Origin of the sequence: Streptomyces tardus (assembly GCF_018101125.2) — a bacterium.
Classification (GTDB): Bacteria; Actinomycetota; Actinomycetes; order Streptomycetales; family Streptomycetaceae; genus Streptomyces; species Streptomyces tardus.
Genome location: NZ_JAELVF020000001.1, coordinates 807,095 through 822,636 on the forward strand (window position 1 = coordinate 807,095; position 15,542 = coordinate 822,636).

16 protein-coding genes and 3 pseudogenes are annotated in these 15,542 nt (G+C 67.1%); 14 read left to right on the top strand and 5 right to left on the bottom strand.

The features are described 5' to 3' along the window. Positions 1–99 precede the first annotated feature (99 nt). The 9 genes and pseudogenes from JGS22_RS27585 to JGS22_RS03530 all read left to right on the top strand — a co-directional run. A pseudogene (locus tag JGS22_RS27585) lies at positions 100–420 on the top strand (hypothetical protein); the annotation flags it as partial. Positions 421–922: 502 nt separating this feature from the next. Continuing rightward, positions 923–1,279, top strand: a pseudogene (locus JGS22_RS27540) (RHS repeat-associated core domain-containing protein); the annotation flags it as partial. A 144-nt stretch (positions 1,280–1,423) separates the two neighbouring features. After that, a complete protein-coding gene (locus JGS22_RS03500; RefSeq protein ID WP_216814825.1) occupies positions 1,424–1,681 on the top strand; it encodes a hypothetical protein in 258 nt (85 codons plus the stop codon). A 41-nt stretch (positions 1,682–1,722) separates the two neighbouring features. Then, positions 1,723–2,301: a suppressor of fused domain protein gene (locus tag JGS22_RS03505; protein WP_211041781.1), complete on the top strand. Its 579-nt coding sequence runs from the start codon at positions 1,723–1,725 to the stop codon at positions 2,299–2,301. A 464-nt stretch (positions 2,302–2,765) separates the two neighbouring features. Next, positions 2,766–3,269 carry a hypothetical protein gene (locus JGS22_RS03510; protein ID WP_211041780.1) on the top strand — a complete coding sequence of 168 codons (504 nt, stop codon included), beginning with the start codon at positions 2,766–2,768 and terminating at the stop codon, positions 3,267–3,269. Between the two features lie 175 nt (positions 3,270–3,444). Further along, positions 3,445–4,458, top strand: coding sequence for a hypothetical protein (locus tag JGS22_RS03515; RefSeq protein WP_211041779.1), 1,014 nt, complete (start codon positions 3,445–3,447; stop codon positions 4,456–4,458). Between the two features lie 300 nt (positions 4,459–4,758). After that, entirely contained in the window at positions 4,759–4,962 is a 204-nt protein-coding gene (locus tag JGS22_RS03520) for a bacteriocin immunity protein (protein ID WP_308405492.1), read from the top strand. A 265-nt stretch (positions 4,963–5,227) separates the two neighbouring features. Further along, positions 5,228–5,539: a hypothetical protein gene (locus tag JGS22_RS03525; protein WP_211041778.1), complete on the top strand. Its 312-nt coding sequence runs from the start codon at positions 5,228–5,230 to the stop codon at positions 5,537–5,539. A 442-nt stretch (positions 5,540–5,981) separates the two neighbouring features. Next, positions 5,982–6,704 (top strand): Lsr2 family DNA-binding protein, encoded by a 723-nt coding sequence (locus JGS22_RS03530; RefSeq protein WP_211041777.1) that lies wholly within the window; start codon positions 5,982–5,984, stop codon positions 6,702–6,704. Positions 6,705–6,734: 30 nt separating this feature from the next. Here JGS22_RS03530 and JGS22_RS03535 read toward each other — a convergent pair whose 3' ends face one another. Beyond that, positions 6,735–7,004, bottom strand: coding sequence for a hypothetical protein (locus JGS22_RS03535; RefSeq protein WP_211041776.1), 270 nt, complete (start codon positions 7,002–7,004; stop codon positions 6,735–6,737). Between the two features lie 339 nt (positions 7,005–7,343). On the opposite strand from JGS22_RS03535, the gene JGS22_RS03540 reads away from it, so the two are divergent. Next, entirely contained in the window at positions 7,344–8,180 is an 837-nt protein-coding gene (locus JGS22_RS03540; protein WP_211041775.1) for a helix-turn-helix domain-containing protein, read from the top strand. Beyond that, on the top strand, positions 8,177–8,395 hold the full coding sequence (locus JGS22_RS03545) for a DUF397 domain-containing protein (protein WP_211041774.1): 219 nt from the start codon (positions 8,177–8,179) through the stop codon (positions 8,393–8,395). The genes JGS22_RS03540 and JGS22_RS03545 overlap by 4 nt, the downstream gene beginning before the upstream one ends. Positions 8,396–8,483: 88 nt before the next feature. Here the strand turns inward: JGS22_RS03545 and JGS22_RS03550 are convergent, their stop codons facing one another. Both JGS22_RS03550 and JGS22_RS03555 read right to left on the bottom strand, forming a co-directional pair. Continuing rightward, positions 8,484–9,881, bottom strand: coding sequence for a GntP family permease (locus tag JGS22_RS03550; RefSeq protein ID WP_211041773.1), 1,398 nt, complete (start codon positions 9,879–9,881; stop codon positions 8,484–8,486). Between the two features lie 264 nt (positions 9,882–10,145). Continuing rightward, positions 10,146–10,634, bottom strand: a complete 489-nt coding sequence (locus tag JGS22_RS03555) for a gluconokinase (protein ID WP_236073375.1) — start codon at positions 10,632–10,634, stop codon at positions 10,146–10,148. Positions 10,635–11,027: 393 nt separating this feature from the next. On the opposite strand from JGS22_RS03555, the gene JGS22_RS03560 reads away from it, so the two are divergent. After that, complete coding sequence (locus JGS22_RS03560) at positions 11,028–11,747, top strand: FadR/GntR family transcriptional regulator (RefSeq protein WP_236073376.1); 720 nt, start codon at positions 11,028–11,030, stop codon at positions 11,745–11,747. A gap of 81 nt (positions 11,748–11,828) precedes the next feature. Here the strand turns inward: JGS22_RS03560 and JGS22_RS03565 are convergent, their stop codons facing one another. Then, a complete protein-coding gene (locus JGS22_RS03565; protein ID WP_211041772.1) occupies positions 11,829–12,758 on the bottom strand; it encodes a phosphotransferase family protein in 930 nt (309 codons plus the stop codon). Between the two features lie 120 nt (positions 12,759–12,878). Between JGS22_RS03565 and JGS22_RS26940 the strand changes: the two genes are divergently transcribed. Together JGS22_RS26940 and JGS22_RS03575 are read left to right on the top strand one after the other, a co-directional pair. After that, entirely contained in the window at positions 12,879–13,727 is an 849-nt protein-coding gene (locus tag JGS22_RS26940) for a helix-turn-helix domain-containing protein (RefSeq protein ID WP_308405493.1), read from the top strand. Between the two features lie 56 nt (positions 13,728–13,783). Then, the gene (locus JGS22_RS03575; protein ID WP_211041783.1) at positions 13,784–15,130 is read left to right on the top strand and encodes an MFS transporter; all 1,347 of its coding nucleotides are present in this window, start codon (positions 13,784–13,786) and stop codon (positions 15,128–15,130) included. Positions 15,131–15,293: 163 nt separating this feature from the next. Here JGS22_RS03575 and JGS22_RS03580 read toward each other — a convergent pair. Then, a pseudogene (locus JGS22_RS03580) lies at positions 15,294–15,449 on the bottom strand (HalD/BesD family halogenase); the annotation flags it as partial. Positions 15,450–15,542: the final 93 nt, after the last annotated feature.

Sequence of the window (15,542 nt, forward strand, 5' to 3'; positions counted from 1 at the left end):
CGCCTCATCGCCGAATCCGACTTCGACAACCGCACCCAGACCTACAGCCACAACCCTCTCGGCCAACTCACCACCCGCACCACCCCCCTCGGCGACCAGATCACCTTCACCTACGACACCGCCGGCCGACCCACCACCAAAACCACCCCCGACGGCGCCACCACCTACACCTACGACACCGCCGGCCGCCTCGCCCAAGCCGCCGCACCCCACTCCACCCTCACCCGCACCTACGACACACTCGGCCGCGTCCTCACCGAAACCGTCGACAACCGCACCACCCACTTCACCTACGACATCCTCGGCCGCCGCACCTCACGCACCACCCCCACCGGCGCCACCACCACCTACACCCACAACGCCGCCGGCAACCGCACCACCCTCACCACCGACGGCCACCAACTCACCTTCACCCACGACGAGTTGGGCCGCGAAACCACCCGCACCCTCGGCGCCCTCTCCCCCGACACCGACCCCGTCACCCTCACCCACACCTGGGACACCCTCGGCCGCCTCACCGACCAACACCTCACCACCGGCGACCACACCCTGCGCCACCGCGCCCACACTTACCGCGCCGACGGCTACCTCACCTCCACCACCAACCACCTCACCGGCGACACCACCACCTACGAACTCGACGCCATCGGCCGCCCGCTGACCGTCACCGCCGAGAACTGGTCGGAGACGTACGCCTACGACACCGCAGGCAACCAAACCTCAGCCGACTGGCCCGACCGCACCCCCAACCGCGCCGCCCGAGGCAACCGCACCTACGTCGGCACCCGCATCCAACACGCCGGCCGGACCGACACCACCACCTGGAACCGCGACGCCACCGCTCACACCCCACTCCGCTTCCCCGGCCAATACGCCGACCCCGAAACCGCCCTCCACTACAACCACCACCGGCGTCACCCTCACCTGGGACGGCACCCGCCTCGCCGAACAGACCGACACCACCACCGGCGTCACCCTCACCTGGGACCACCAGGGCCACCGCCCCCTGACCCAACTCGAACGCAAACCCCGCACCCAGAGCGAATACGACTCCCGCTTCTTCGCCATCATCACCGACCTCGTCGGCACACCCACCGAACTCATCGACCACACCGGCCACATCGCCGCCTACGCACGCACCACCCTCTGGGGCACCACCACCTGGAACCGCGACGCCACCGCTCACACCCCACTCCGCTTCCCCGGCCAATACGCCGACCCCGAAACCGCCCTCCACTACAACCCTCACGCCGTCACCGACCCCCTCGGACTCGCACCGGACGGCTGTACGCCGAACGGCGCAGGTGACGGAGAACCTGACATCCTCTACCGTTCACCGGGAGAGGGGAATCGAGACAGTGAGGCATTCGGTCTGCGACCGGAGAACCACGGAGGCCAGCACCCGACTGCATATCTGTCGAACATGCCGGAAGGAGCTGCCCAGTATGCAGGAAACGGCCATGACTACGGATTCCACCGATTCGCAATGAAACCGGGGTTCAGGGAGGCCTTCGGGGACCTGGAATTCCCCCTGGAGAACAAAAACGGCCTCGAAAACGTCACCGAATGGAGAATACCCGCCGACCGGTTCGACGAATTCAATTCATATATCGACCACGACAGAACGGAGTGGTGGGATGCCGCCCTGGGGAGCTTCTACCCACCCACGAATCGTAGATAGATCACTTAGATGAACCCAATTCCTGAAGCAGGGAGTTCGAGATGAAGCGGCAGCGCGAGGTATTTGATGCGTATCTGGCGGCTTGGCTATCCAGAACAGGTCGGGAGCCAGAACTACAGGACGCCGAGAGAAGAAACCCGAATGAAGGTCCTGCCATTTCCCTCATATACCGGGACTTTCCTCAGAACGGCTACGTTACAGGTGCGTCGTACGGTCTTTCCGGATTTCGACACAGCACGGAGAAGAGGAAGCCCTGCGAGCTGGCAATCGTGATGCATTCACGGGAAGTCGAATGGGCCTGCATTCCGGCAAAGATTGTTGGAGCATTGCGCGGATTCAGGCCATTTGGGCCCGGGCAGGTTATCGGCCAGGTGGAGCCTCTGATTCCAGGATCACAGATGAGGGCAAGCATGCTGGGCGAACCCAGCAGCGAGCTGGGACCGAGCACACTGACTATTTCGCAAAACCCAGACGAAGAGTTCCCTTTTCGCGAGATTGAGTTGATTCAGGTTTACCCGCTGCACATGTCAGAGCGTGACTACGCCTGGAAGCACGGTGTGGATGCCCTGACCCGTATGGATTGGCAGCGGCTTGAGCCTCTACGACCGCCAACCGTGTGACGCGAGTTGACCTTCTGGAAATCTCTGCAACGGGACGACGTACTCACACCCCTGCAATCTCGCTGATAGCAGATGAGAAACCTACGCCGATCGCCGTGGAGTTCGACCACACAGAGAACTGCTATGACTTTACGTGGCACTGACTCTCCGAGCCACTTTCTGAGGTGCCAAGTATGGCAGACGTGTCTCCGTAGTGATGCCGGCCGCCATCATGAAGGAGTTCGCCGGAGCTCTCATCGCCGGAAGAATGGCGCGTCCTCATCACCGACGCGAGTAGCACGTTTGGGAAACATACGACATGTCGTGCACCGAATTTCTCGTGTCAGCCCTGAACAGGGACATCACGTCGAACATCCTTCGCCACTCGACGCACCACGGCGTCGAGATCGAACGAGACGTCCATAGCTGGATCAACGAGCGGAACAAGCGCTTTGCGCGGTGGACTCGACGGTAACACTCACAGGATGAAGGAAGAACACGCGAGGTCTGTCGACTCGGTGCTAGCGGCGATTGCTTCACTCGGCTCCCTCTCGGTCAACCCCACGTCGGCACCGAATATCGAGCGGTGGTACGCGGAAGATGGATTCGAGATGACGGAGTGGCTCCGCTCTTTTCTCGACTCATATGAAGGTTTGACCATCCGGTACCCGTTCATGAACAGAGTCTGCTCGCTGTCCACGACGGTAAAAGCCTGCCTGGAGGCACCGCACGCGACTCCCAGAAGCATGCGTGTCTACAGCAAGCGAATCGGCATTCCCGTCCTGCCGGTCGGCGCCGCTTTCGAGACGGAGGACGCTCTGCTCCTCGCGCGCAATGGCGATTTCTTGTTCGCCTCCGATGCCGGAATCCAATGGTTCGCACATGGCTTCGAGAATTCGGCACGTGCTCTGGTAACAGGCGATTGGGACAGGAAATTTTACCCGATCAAGTCCGCAAGCGGGGAGACACTGGCTCACCTTCTGACGTGAGACCACTTGGCGGTTCGGCGAGCCGACGACACGACAACGGATCGACCTGCCCGACCGGCGGCCCGGGTACGCCATCCACTCATACAGGACCACGAACATCTTTCACCGTAGCTGGCTCAAGAGTCTGGGAACGAGTCTGACCGCGCAGAACAAGTGCGCAGGAAAGGATTCCGAGATGAGGGAAATTTCGGCACGCATGCTCGCAGAGGAGCGACTGGAGTGCTTCAGGGATGCGCTGGATCGGCCAGATGGATTCCAGGTTCGCGAGGGCACGAATTGGCTTGTTCGTCGAGATGGTGCAACCGTTTCTTGCTTTCGCATCAGCTCAGGCAAGGCTCGAATAGTAGCAGAAGAACGTTCGTGGCGATCATCTCAGCTCGACGTTCAAGGGTATGCATCCCCTGCTGCAGGCGGACTCCTTTTCAGTGCCGCAGGGAGTGTGACTTACATCAATTCCGACGGTTCGATTCGATGGCAGTTTGATCACGCCCCCTGGGAAGACTCCGCAATTGCCAAGGGCGCGTGTGCGCTCACGCCCTCCGGGTCTCACGTACTTGCAACCCTGCGTGGACCGGACGACGAGGAGGGCCGTTACGCAGGCGACGTTTGTGCAGTGCTGGATTCAGAATCGGGCGATCTCGTAGGCCAGGAGATCATTCCAGTGTATTCCGGCGTGTACTCGTTCAACCACTCACTGGAACACTCCAATCATGTTTTCCTCAACGCCGCTCACGGCCAGAACGACACCTATTCGCTCATCATCAATGCCCTCAGCGGTGATTTGAATATCACACAGGCGGGACAGGTTGGTGACCCGTTAACCGGCAACTGCCTCGATGGTTCTCATTTCCTAAAGATCGACGTGGGCGGAGATTGGCTCACACTTTGCGAACATCGCAGAGACGGCTCCTGCCCGGAGAAAGCCGAAGCGAGAACATCGGATCTGAACGAATACCCGGATCACCAGTTCGTTGGAAAGCCAGGTTTTGTCGACCTGAATACGGTGCTCGCTGCGGTAGCCGAAGAGACCTGGTCGGCTGAGTCCGAGCACCTGCTCCTCGATGCCCAAACCTTGATCCCCTGGGCGAGGGTCTCCTACCCATCCGAAGTTTCCGCTCGCCCCCTTCCGCTGGGGGACGGATCTTGGCTGACAATCGAGAATAATTCCGTCCGGCGATGGGCCGGCTGACGACTAACCGAAAGAGCCAGGCAAGGTGCCGAGGGCATCCAGCCGTGACATCCGATTCAGAGGACTTGGCGATACCTGCCCGAGCATCGGTGATTCAGGTACCTCAGCGAACGACGGACCGGGGGATCGAGATGCTCGAACGGCTCGGGAGGGGGACACGTCCGATGCGCAATGCTCAGATGTGGACAGCGTGGAGAATCAAAGCAGCCGTACCCGATTCCCTCCTGATCGAGTACGCGCAGGTCCTTTCCAGCAGGGCTGCCCCATGGGGGTAGTTGATGACAACAGGGGTGGGACTTAGTGGAACGGGTAGAGCTGGTGCGGATTGTAGAAAGAATCATGAACGTGGAGGGCACTGAGGAAGAGCAGGATGCGCTGATCGAGCTGCTGGAAAAGCATTTTCCGCACCCGCGAGTGCTGGGTTTGATCTTCTGTTCCGATCCAGAGCTATCCGCAGAAGAGGTGGTGGACGCAGCGCTGACCTACAGGGCGTTCGAGCTGTAGGCACGGCCGAGCTGAAGGAAGATTGAGCGCAACGAGGGGCAAATCCGGAGAGGAGCCGCTCGAGAGCCGTCAACGGCCGGCTCAGACACAGGCGTTCGTGTACATATTTGGCGAAAGCAGCAGGCCGGCGGTGACGACCTCAGCACGCCTGTCAGCCCTGGACAGCGGAGCCCAGAAGGCCCCACGTCTCGACCGAGGACAAGTCCTGGCCGACATCATCGCCAGGTGGTGTTCACCCGATCCTTGAGGGGAAAGTGCCCACAACGTGAGTGAATTCATCATGCCCGCGGGGGAAGAAGCGCACGAAATACTCCTCGACATCGCTGAGGAGATGGTGACGATCTTTCACATCTCGCGCGCGGAGGCGGTGGCCCGCATCAATCAGGCGTGGGGAACGCAGTCGTTCGACGAGGAGCCGATTCTGCTCGGCCACGAACTTCCGGAGCACTGGGCGTACGCCATCTACTACGTGGGGGACGTGCCGTACTGGGAAGCAGCAGCGGACAGGTCACAGTGGCAGGTGAAGGAACCCCCACCCAGCAACTCCCCGATGTGGACCATCAATCCGGACGCGTGACCTCGGGCCCCGCCCCGGGCGACGCCCCGGGACCACCCCGCAGGCTCCCTCGCCCCGTCGCCCACACCTGGAAACCCCCTCGGCTGCCCCACCGACCACCGGCGAACACGCCATGCACCACCGCACCCACAAGAGTATCGGCTGGCCAGGCCAGTTGAGCGAACGCTATGAGCAACCAAAAGGGAGTACCCGTGCGGGATCGCCTGACGGAAGCAGACTTGCGGGAGATGGAAGAGTTCACCGACGCTGCGACACCTGGGTGGGTCCTCGAAGGTTCAATCGTTCCCTCGAAGCACGGCATGGCCCGGCAACACCGGTCCCTGGCAGCGAGGTTCGGCTCGGTACTCGAGATCATCGAGTGAATCTCACTGCCAGGGCTGGAGCGTGCTAATAGGTACTGTGCTGAGCAGTCCGTACACGCGCAGCAGGGGTGAGCCGAGCCATGACATCGCTGGAACACCTGGCCGGGATCTGCCCGCCGCCGTCCCCGTCAGCTGTGCCGGTTGTCGACTGGAGGGCGGTTGAGGAGGCTGTCGATTTCGAACTGCCCGGGTACTACAAGGAGTTGGCGTCCCGGTACGGTCCCGGCGCGTTCGGCGGCTTCATTCGGATCCACCATCCGGCGGCGCCGACCCCGTGGGTCGACCTCACCGGCCCTGTCCCCGCCATCGTCCGTGCACAGATGGAACGAGATCAGGCGTCGAGCGCGTATCGCCCGCCGCACGATCCGCAGCTGCTGTTCCCGGTCGGCGTCACCGACAACGGCAATTACCTCTTCTGGGTCACCGATCCCGAGGACCGGCCCGACACATGGCGGGTGGCGGTCAACGAAGCGCGCGGCCCTCGCTGGTACACCCACGACGGCAACCTCACGGACTTCCTCGCAGGCGTCCTGAGCGGCCGGCTCGCCATCGACCTGTTCCCGACCGGACTGCTCGACGGCGGAACCCCGTTCGTCCCGTCGTCGTCCCCGGACAGCTCGCCATCTCCGGACAGCTCGTCGCCCCCGGGCAGCGGAGCGCAGGAGGCCCCGCGCCTCGACCCCGAACCTCCCGTGCGCACTAGCGAGGTGCGCGCGTGGGCGCGGGCGAACGGGTACGAGGTGCCCGACCGAGGACGGGTCCCGGCCGACGTCATCGCCAGGTGGCGAGAGGCGAACCAGTAGCGGGAACGCTCCCGCCCGGCCGTGCACCGGTCAGCGGGGGCGTCTGAGGCTGGCCAGGTGTGCGCGTACGGTCTCGCCGAGTTCGGCGACGAGCTGGGCGAGGTTCGACCCCGGGCTCTGTGGGCCGACAGGGCCGGCAGCGCCCAAAGAGCCCGCGGCGCCCGCAGAGACCGGCGCGTCACCGGCGGCGCCGGGCATGGGCGGGGTGCAGGTCGGGCGGTGCAGGTGAGTCGTACGCGGTACGGCGGTGGGGGGACCTTCGTTCTCGGCAGCAGTCGGCCCCTCTGGTTGGTCCTTCATGGTTGCGACCTCCAGCTGATCTACGGCGGCCCGGTGACGGGACAGGGGAACGGTGCAGTCGGTGGCGGCATGGTCTCCGAACGCCCTGTACTTCTCGTCTGCCCGGATCGGGCATTCGCATTCATTCGGCGGCCAGTGAACTCTTTCGTGGTGGATTTCGGTGAACCCTCAACTGCCCTGAACGACTAAGTGGTTGGGCGCCAGAAATAAGGTACCCACTACATCCATTCGCTCACCCATAGAGCTCGGGCGCCCCGAGTATCGGATCTGCTCCGGTGGCGCCGTGGAGGCTCTGAACTGCGCGAACGCCTCCTGAAAACACGGTGTCGAGAGGTGACGGTGTCGGAAGAGTCAGAGGTCCTCACGCAGTTGAACCCGCTCCAGCGATTCGGTCAGGACGTCAGAAGAGTGAGGCTCGGGCGCAGCCTCACCCAGAAGCAGTTGGCAAAAGCGGCAAGTTATTCCGAGGCGTATGTCAGTCGTGTCGAGGCGGGTCTGATGTTGCCGCGCCCGAGCGTCAAGTTCGCCAGAGGGTGTGATCTCGCCTTCGGCACCAACGGCCTCTTCGAGGAGCAGCTCCGCCGGATCGACGAGGGCGACCACCCCTCGTGGTTCGTCCCGTACCTGCACATGGAGGAGAAAGCGATGCATATAGCGCATTTCTCCGCGTCCCTCGTGACGGGCCTGGTGCAGACCGAGCAGTACGCGTACGCGATCTTTCGGTCCTCGAACCCGCGTGACGAGGACGAGACCGTCAGGGCCAAGGCCGCAGCTCGAGTTCGGCGTCGCGCGGTGTTCGAACGAGCCAACCCGCCCTCGTTGTGGATCGTGCTCCACGAGGCGAGTCTGCTCACCGTGGTGGGCGACAGGGCGACCATGCGGGGGCAGCTCGCCCACCTTCTGGACGTCTCCCGCTCACCGCACATCGATATCCAGATTCTGCCGTTCTCGGCCGGTGCGCCCGCGCAGAACGCGATGCGGCCGTTCGCTCTTCTGGGTATGGCCGACGGCTCGTCCGTCCTCTACTCCGAAGGCCCCCAGGGCGGGCGCCTCTACGACTCCGCGGAGACGGTCGCGCTCTACCGTGACTCCTACGACCGGTTGAGGGCCGATGCACTGGGAATCGTTGAATCGCGCGCCAAGTTGATGTCCGCACTGGAGGAGTATCGACAGTGAGCACCTGTCCGAGAACCAACACCAACGAGTGGACGAAGTCGTCGTACAGCGGAGGCGACGGCGGGGAATGCCTGGAGTTCAGTCGTGGCCTTGTTGCCCGCGGGGTCGTGCCCGTACGGGATTCCAAGCAGTGCGCGGGTCCCGTGCTGACGTTTTCGTGCGAGGGGTGGGGCGCCTTCGTCGACGCCGTGCGCGAGGAGTCGACCACGGCCTGAGCCTGCGCACGGCCCGAGGGCCCGCGACGGAGCAACTCCGTTGCGGGCCCTCGGTGTTGACCGGCGCACGGCAGGCGCTGGGCGGGGGCTACAGCACCAGGGACAGCAGCAGGACGAAGACAAGGCCGCAGACGGAGATGATCGTCTCCATGACCGACCAGGTCTTGATGGTCTGGCCGACAGTCATGCCGAAGTACTCCTTGACCATCCAGAAGCCCGCGTCGTTGACGTGGCTGAAGAAGAGCGAGCCGGCGCCGATGACCAGGACGAGCAGGGCGGTGTGGGTGGTGCTCATGTCGGCGGCCAGCGGGGCGACGAGACCGGCGGCCGAGATGGTCGCGACGGTCGCGGAGCCGGTGGCCAGGCGGATACCGACGGCGATGAGCCAGGCGAGGAGCAGCGCGGAGATGTTCCAGCTCTCGGCGAACTCCAGGATCATCTCGCCGACACCGACGTCGATCAGGGTCTGCTTGAAACCGCCGCCGGCGCCGACGATCAGCAGGATGCCGGCGATCGGCAGCAGCGACTTCTCGACGGTGGTGGCCAGGCGGTCCTTGGTGAAGCCTGCCGCGCGGCCGAGGGTGAAGAGGCCGACGATCACGGCCGCGAGCAGCGCCATGAGCGGTGAGCCGACGACGTCCATGACGCGCTGAACGGTGTTGTCGGGGTTGTCGATGACGACGTCGGTGAGCGCCTTGCCGAGCATGAGCACGACGGGCAGCAGCACCGTGCCCACCGTGGCGGCGAAGCTCGGACGGTGCTTGAGCTCCTCGGACGGCCGCTCGGGCACCAGACCCTCGGGCGGGCTGACGTCGACCCAGCGGGCGGCGTACTTGGCGAAGACCGGTCCGGCGATCACCACGGTCGGCAGCGCGATGAGGACGCCGAGCGCGAGCGTGATGCCGAGGTCGGCGTCGACGGCGTCGATCGCGGCGAGCGGTCCGGGGTGCGGCGGTACGAGCCCGTGCATCACGGAGAGGCCGGCGAGCGCGGGGATACCGATGCGCATCAGCGAGTGGCCGCCGCGTCGGGCGACGAGCAGGACGACGGGGATCAGCAGGACGACGCCGACCTCGAAGAAGAGCGGCAGCCCGATGACGCCCGCGATGAGCGCCATCGCCCAGGGCATCCGTTTGCCGTCCGCCCTGGCGAGGATGGTGTCGACGATCTGGTCGGCGCCGCCGGAGTCGGCGAGGAGCTTGCCGAGGATCGCGCCGAGCGCGATGAGCACGCCGACGCCGGCGACGGTGGAGCCCAGTCCGCTGGAGAAGCCCTCGATGGCCTTGTCCAGCGGGGCGCCGGCGAGCGCGCCGAGCACGAGGGAGCCGATGGTCAGTGCGAGGAAGGCGTGCAGCCTGCCTCGCGTGATGAGCAGGACGATGACGGCGATACCGGCCAGGACGGCGAGGCCCAACTGGGCATTGCCCGCCGAGGTGATGATCTCGGGAGAGTCGGCCGCAAGTATCTCAACACTGAGATGGCGCACGGGAGTTCCTCACACAGGGATGGGGGCTGGGAGCGGGGGTGTACGGATCGGCCGTACCCGGTTGCGGAGGTACGGGGCTCGCGGGTGGTGGTACGGGCTCGGGGTCGTGCGTGGCGCGACGCGCTCCGGTGGTGGAGGGACGCGTACGGGCCGCCGGTGCGTACGGAGCGGGTGCGCGCCCGCGAGCCGGGTGCGTACGGGCGCCGGGTGCGTACGGGCGCCGGGTGCGTACGAAGCCCCCGCGCGTACCGGTTCCGGCCGGGGTCAGCCGGCGCGCGGTTGCGGTCCGAGGGCGGCGAGGGCGAGTGCGGTGACGCTGGCGGGGCCGGGGTTCACCGGTACGGCGGCGCCTCGCTCGTCCGCCTGGAGCGGTTCGAGGGTGGCGAGCTGTGAGTCGAGCAGGTTCAGCGGCATGAAGTGCCCCCGACGGTTGGCGAGTCGGTCGGCGATGAGTGCGCGGTCGCCGGTGAGGTGGAGGAAGAAGAGCTCGGGGGCGGCGGCGCGGAGCCGGTCGCGGTAGCTGCGCTTGAGCGCCGAGCAGCTGACGACGCCGCCGTGTCCGGCGCGGCTGCGCGCCCAGTCGCCGATGGCGTCGAGCCAGGGCCACCGGTCGGCGTCCTCCAGCGGTACGCCCTGGCTCATCTTGTCGATGTTGGCCGGGGAGTGGAAGTCGTCGGCCTCGGCGTACGGGACGTGGAGGTGCTCGGCGAGCAGTTCGCCGACAGTGGTCTTGCCGGTGCCGGAGACACCCATGACGACCACCACCGGCGGCCCGTGCGCGCCGGGGTCGGCGTGCGGGGGCGGGCCGGCGCCGTCCCCGTCCTCGGGTGGCTCGGCTGCTGACGCTCGCATCGGTACCTCGCTGTCCTCTGCTGTCCTGCTGTCCTGCTGTCCTGCCGGCCGCTTGCCGTCCCTGCCGCCGTACCACTTGCGGCGGGCGGTCGTGCTGCGGACGGGCCGTGCGACCTCGATGCCGCGCACACTCAACCCGATACATCACACGTATTCAATATCTCGACTCGAAATCGTCATACTTATTTTCCGCTCCCTCTCACCCCGTAGGCTGACGAGGTGACCACCAAGGACGCCGAGGAGACCACCGGCCACGCCCTCGACAGCCCCTCCGACCTGGGCCGCGAGCCGCAGCTGCCGCAGGAGCGGGGCGGGGCGCGACAGGGGCTGCACGCCCGGCTGCTGGCGCAGCTCGGTCCCGCGATCACCGCCGGGGAGTACCCCACCGGTTCGGTGCTGCGGGCGGACGAGCTGGCCGAGCGGTACGAGGTCTCGCGCACGGTCGTCCGCGAGGCCGTGCGCGTCCTGGAGTCGATGCGGCTGGTGGAGTCGCGGCGGCGGGTGGGGGCGACCGTGCGCCCCATCGAGGAGTGGAACGTCTACGACCCGCAGGTGATCACCTGGCGGCTGGCGGGCTCGGACCGGGCGCGGCAGCTGCGTTCGCTGACGGTGCTGCGGTCCGCGGTGGAGCCGGTCGCGGCGCGGCTGGCCGCCGAACTCGCCACGGCGGAGCAGTGCGCCGAGCTGACCGAGCACGCGCTCGGCATGGTCGCGACCTCGCGCGGCCAGCAGTTGGACGCGTACCTGGTGCACGATGTGGCGTTCCACCGGGTGATACTGCGCGCCTCGGGGAACGAGATGTTCGCCCAGCTCGGCGATGTGGTCGCGGCGGTGTTGACCGGACGCACCCAGCACCAGGTGATGTTCGTGGACCCCGATCCGGCCGCGGTCACCCTCCACGTACGGGTCGCCGAGGCGGTACGGGCGCGGGACGCGGCGCGGGCGGAGGAGCTGACGCGGGAGATCGCGGTCGGCGCGCTCGCGGAGCTGGACATTCTGACGCCGGAGGAGTGAGAGCGCGGTTCGCAGGCGTCCTCGACAGCCCTGCCCGCCCCCGTTCACGGCGGCGGCCCTTGGCGCCCGCAGCGCCAACTGTCAGACGCCGAACCAGACTTCGGCCAGTTCCTCGAAGCTCCTCGCCCCACCCGGCGGCAACTCCCGCATGAACCACGGCAGATGGCACTGTGCGTGGAGCAGGGTGTACGCCATCAGCACTCTCGGCAGCTCGGCGAGCTCGTCGTCCGGCCATCCGTACGCGGTCAACAGGCGCCGGAGCAGGACGGGTCGGCCGCGGGTGAGGAAGATCCCGACGGCGACGAGGTCGTACTCCGGCGCACCGCGCATCGCCGGCTCGAAGTCCAGAAGGCCGGTCGCCGTCCAGCCCTCCACGGTCTCCTCCACTCGCACATGGGCCGGCATGAACTCCGTGTGCAGCAGGGCGGGTCGAGCGGGCTCCGGGAGGGCCACGGAGTCGAGGAACTCCGGGATGCGGCTCAGCCACTCCTCGCCCACACCCAGCGCGCGCTGCCGGTCCACGCACGCGGACCGCTGCTGCTTGAGGAACAACTGCCAGTCGTCCGGGCCCAGTTCGGCCGGTGGCGGTACGCGGTGGAGGGCGACGAGGGTGCGGCCGAGCTGGTCGAGAAGGTCGAGCCGGCCCTGTTCGGGGATGTGCGGCCAGGCGTCCTCCAGGCTCTCGCCGTAGAGCCGTTCCATCAGGAGGTAACCCCAGCCCCCGGAGTACCCGGTGTCGAGCACGCCGGGGGTGAGGAGCGGAAGTCGGCCGTGCAACGCACGCAACGCGGCGCTCTCCACGGCGAGTTCGTCGGCGTGGACCTCGGGATAGAGCTTGAGCACCAGATGCCGGCCGAGTGCGTAGACCGGGAACGAGCCCTGCGGAAAGCGGGCGATCCGCTCGGTGGGCAGGCCCAGACGTTCGCAGAGGTGGGCGACCGCCGCGTGCAGCTCCTCCGCTCCGACAGCCTCGTACTGTTCCACGGTTGCGGCCGTCGGCAGGTCGGTCATCCGGGCAGCGAACCAGGGTGACGGACGGGATCGCAACGGGTTTTCCGGCGGCACCGCACCGCGGAATCAACCGCAAAGAACTCTTTGCAAAGAATCCTTTGCGGTCTTAGGCTGCCTCCCGTGACCGAAGCCCCCGAACGTGCCGAGCACATCACATCCGCGGACCCCGGACGGGCCGAGCCCACCTCGCGCTCCTCCTTCCACCCCGACGCGAAGGCGATGCGCGCGCTCGCGCACCCCGTGCGGATGCGGCTCACCGGCCTGCTGCGCCAGTACGGGCCCTCCACCGCCACACGTCTCGCCGAGCGGCTCTCCATCAACTCGGGCGCGGCCAGCTACCACCTGCGCCAACTTGCCGCGCACGGCTACGTCGAGGAGGACACCGAGCGCGGCAACGCACGCGAGCGCTGGTGGCGCGCGTTGCACGAGGAGACCCATCTGGACACCTCGGACCTGGTCGAGCAGGACCCCGCCGCCGTCAACGCCGTACTCCACTCCGTGGTGGCCGGTCGCACCCTCCACCTTCAGCAGATGCTGAACAACTACGAGACGCTGCCGCGGAAGTGGCGCAAGGCGTCCGACATGAGCGACTGGACGCTGCGGCTCACCCCCGAGGAAGCGGTACGGCTGCGCGAGGAGCTGCACGAGGTCGTCGCGCGCTACCGGCAGCCGCCGGCTGGCGAAGGGCCGCCCGGCGAAGGGCTGCACCGCGCCGAAGAGCACGGCGAAACGCAGCGCACCGAGGGGCCGTTCGAGGCGACGGCGACACCGGTCGCGGCGACGGGCGCCGAGCACGTGTCCGTCGCCATCCAGATCCTCCCCGAGCCGGAACAGCAGGAACAGCCGGAACAGTCCGAGCAGCCCGAGCAGCACCGCACGGAGCACGCCACGCACCCCACCCACGCCACGCATACCGAGCGCGACGAGAGCCCCGCGCGGGCCTCTCGTTCCGAGAGCGAGGCGTCGTGACGGCGAACACCGGGGAACGCCGAAGTCTCCGTCCGCTGGCGGGAGTTCTGGCGGCGATGTCGGTGGCGATCACCGGTACGCGGATCTCCACGATCGCGCTGCCCTGGTTCGTCCTGGTCACCACCGGCAGCGCGACGCAGACCGGCCTGGTGGCGTTCTGCGAGATGGCGCCGTACGTGCTGGTCAAGATGTTCTCCGGCCCGCTGGTCGACCGCGTCGGGCCGCGGCTGATCTCCTGGACGACGGACCTCGTCAGCGCGTTGGCGGTCGCGTTGGTCCCACTGCTGCACTGGCTCGATCTGCTGCCGTTCTGGGGCCTGTTGGCGCTGGTCGCGGTGATCGGTTCGGCGCGCGGCCCGGGCGATCTGGCCAAGGAGATCATGATCCCCGAGGCCGCCGACCGCAGCCGGGTGCCGCTGGAGCGGGCCACCGGCCTCTCCGGGACGACCGAGCGGCTGGCCTCCACCATCGGCCCCGCCGCGGGCGGTGCGCTGGTCGCGCTGCTCGGCCCGATGACCGGGCTCGCGGTCAACGCGGCCTGTTTCGCCCTGGGTTCGCTGCTGATCTGGCTGCTGCTGCCGCGCGGGATGGGCCAACCGATCCGACCGGAGTCGACCGGGGAGGAGCCGGAGCCCGGCTACTGGCAACGGTTCCGGGAGGGCTTCGCCTTCCTGCGCGGCGAACGGCTGCTGCTCGCGATCATCCTGGTCGTCGGCGTCACCAACCTGCTGGACGCGGCGTTCGCCACCGTACTGCTCCCGGTGTGGGCGAAGGAGTCGGACAACGGGGCGGCGGTCCTCGGCCTGCTGGTCAGCACGATGGGCGGTGCCGCGGTCCTCGGTAGCCTCATTGCCGCCACCATCGCCCACCGGATGCGCCGGCGGCCCGTCTTCTTCATCGGCTTCGCGCTCGTGGGCGCACCGCGTTTCCTGGTTCTCGCCATGGACGTGCCACTGGTGACGATGCTGGCCGTGTTCGCGATCGCGGGCTTCGGCTCCGGCTTTCTCAATCCGATCCTCGGCGCCATCGCCTTCGAGCGAGTACCGCGTCGACTGCTGGGCCGGGTCAACGCGTTGGGCGACTCGGTCGCCTGGGCCGGCATCCCGTTCGGCGGGTTGCTGGCGGGCGCGGCCATCAGCACGATCGGCCTCTCCCCCGCGCTCGTCGTCGCGGGCACGCTCTACTTCCTGACCACCAACCTCGGCGGGCTGCGGCCCGAATGGCGCGAGATGGACAAGCTGCGGGGCAGGGGCCGCGCGCCCGACCCGCCGCCGGGTCTCGTACCGGACCCGAACCCGGGGCCGGCGCCGGGGCCCGTGCCCGTCCAGGAACACAGCCGTCCGCCCGGCGGCAGCCGCGACGAACGCGAGCCCGGCGGCAGGGAGCCCGGCGGCAGGGAGTGAACCGCTCGGGGCGTGCCCTGCTCGCGGGCTTCGGGTGCACGGACTGCGGTGCACGGGTCGGCTCGGTGGGAGTGCCGCGCACCGCGGTCCGTGGTGAACGTCCGTCGTGCGCCCGTGGTTCAGCGGCGCGACGGCGGCCGGTCGGCCGTACGCCCCGGACGACTCAGTCGAGCAGTTGGTCGACCCGTACGGCCCTCGCCCGGCCCTCCTCGGCGGCCAGATGCTCGGGCAGCACCCGCCCGAAGAGCTGACGGGTCCGTGCCGGGCTGCCGATGACGCCGGGGCGCTCGCTGTAGGCGAAGATCGCCGAATGGCGCGAGATGGACAAGCTGCGGGGCAGGGGCCGCGCGCCCGACCCGCCGCCGGGTCTCGTACCGGACCCGAACCCGGGGCCGGCGCCGGCCCCGGGTTC

Coding starts and splice junctions, on each gene's coding strand:
- JGS22_RS03535 (WP_211041776.1), bottom strand. CDS start 7,004: ATGAAGGACCAACCAGAGGGGCCGACTGCTGCCGAGAACGAAGGTCCC.
- JGS22_RS03575 (WP_211041783.1), top strand. CDS start 13,784: ATGTCGGTGGCGATCACCGGTACGCGGATCTCCACGATCGCGCTGCCC.
- JGS22_RS03500 (WP_216814825.1), top strand. CDS start 1,424: ATGCCGGAAGGAGCTGCCCAGTATGCAGGAAACGGCCATGACTACGGA.
- JGS22_RS03530 (WP_211041777.1), top strand. CDS start 5,982: ATGACATCGCTGGAACACCTGGCCGGGATCTGCCCGCCGCCGTCCCCG.
- JGS22_RS03510 (WP_211041780.1), top strand. CDS start 2,766: ATGAAGGAAGAACACGCGAGGTCTGTCGACTCGGTGCTAGCGGCGATT.
- JGS22_RS03555 (WP_236073375.1), bottom strand. CDS start 10,634: ATGGGTGTCTCCGGCACCGGCAAGACCACTGTCGGCGAACTGCTCGCC.
- JGS22_RS03565 (WP_211041772.1), bottom strand. CDS start 12,758: ATGACCGACCTGCCGACGGCCGCAACCGTGGAACAGTACGAGGCTGTC.
- JGS22_RS03515 (WP_211041779.1), top strand. CDS start 3,445: ATGAGGGAAATTTCGGCACGCATGCTCGCAGAGGAGCGACTGGAGTGC.
- JGS22_RS03505 (WP_211041781.1), top strand. CDS start 1,723: ATGAAGCGGCAGCGCGAGGTATTTGATGCGTATCTGGCGGCTTGGCTA.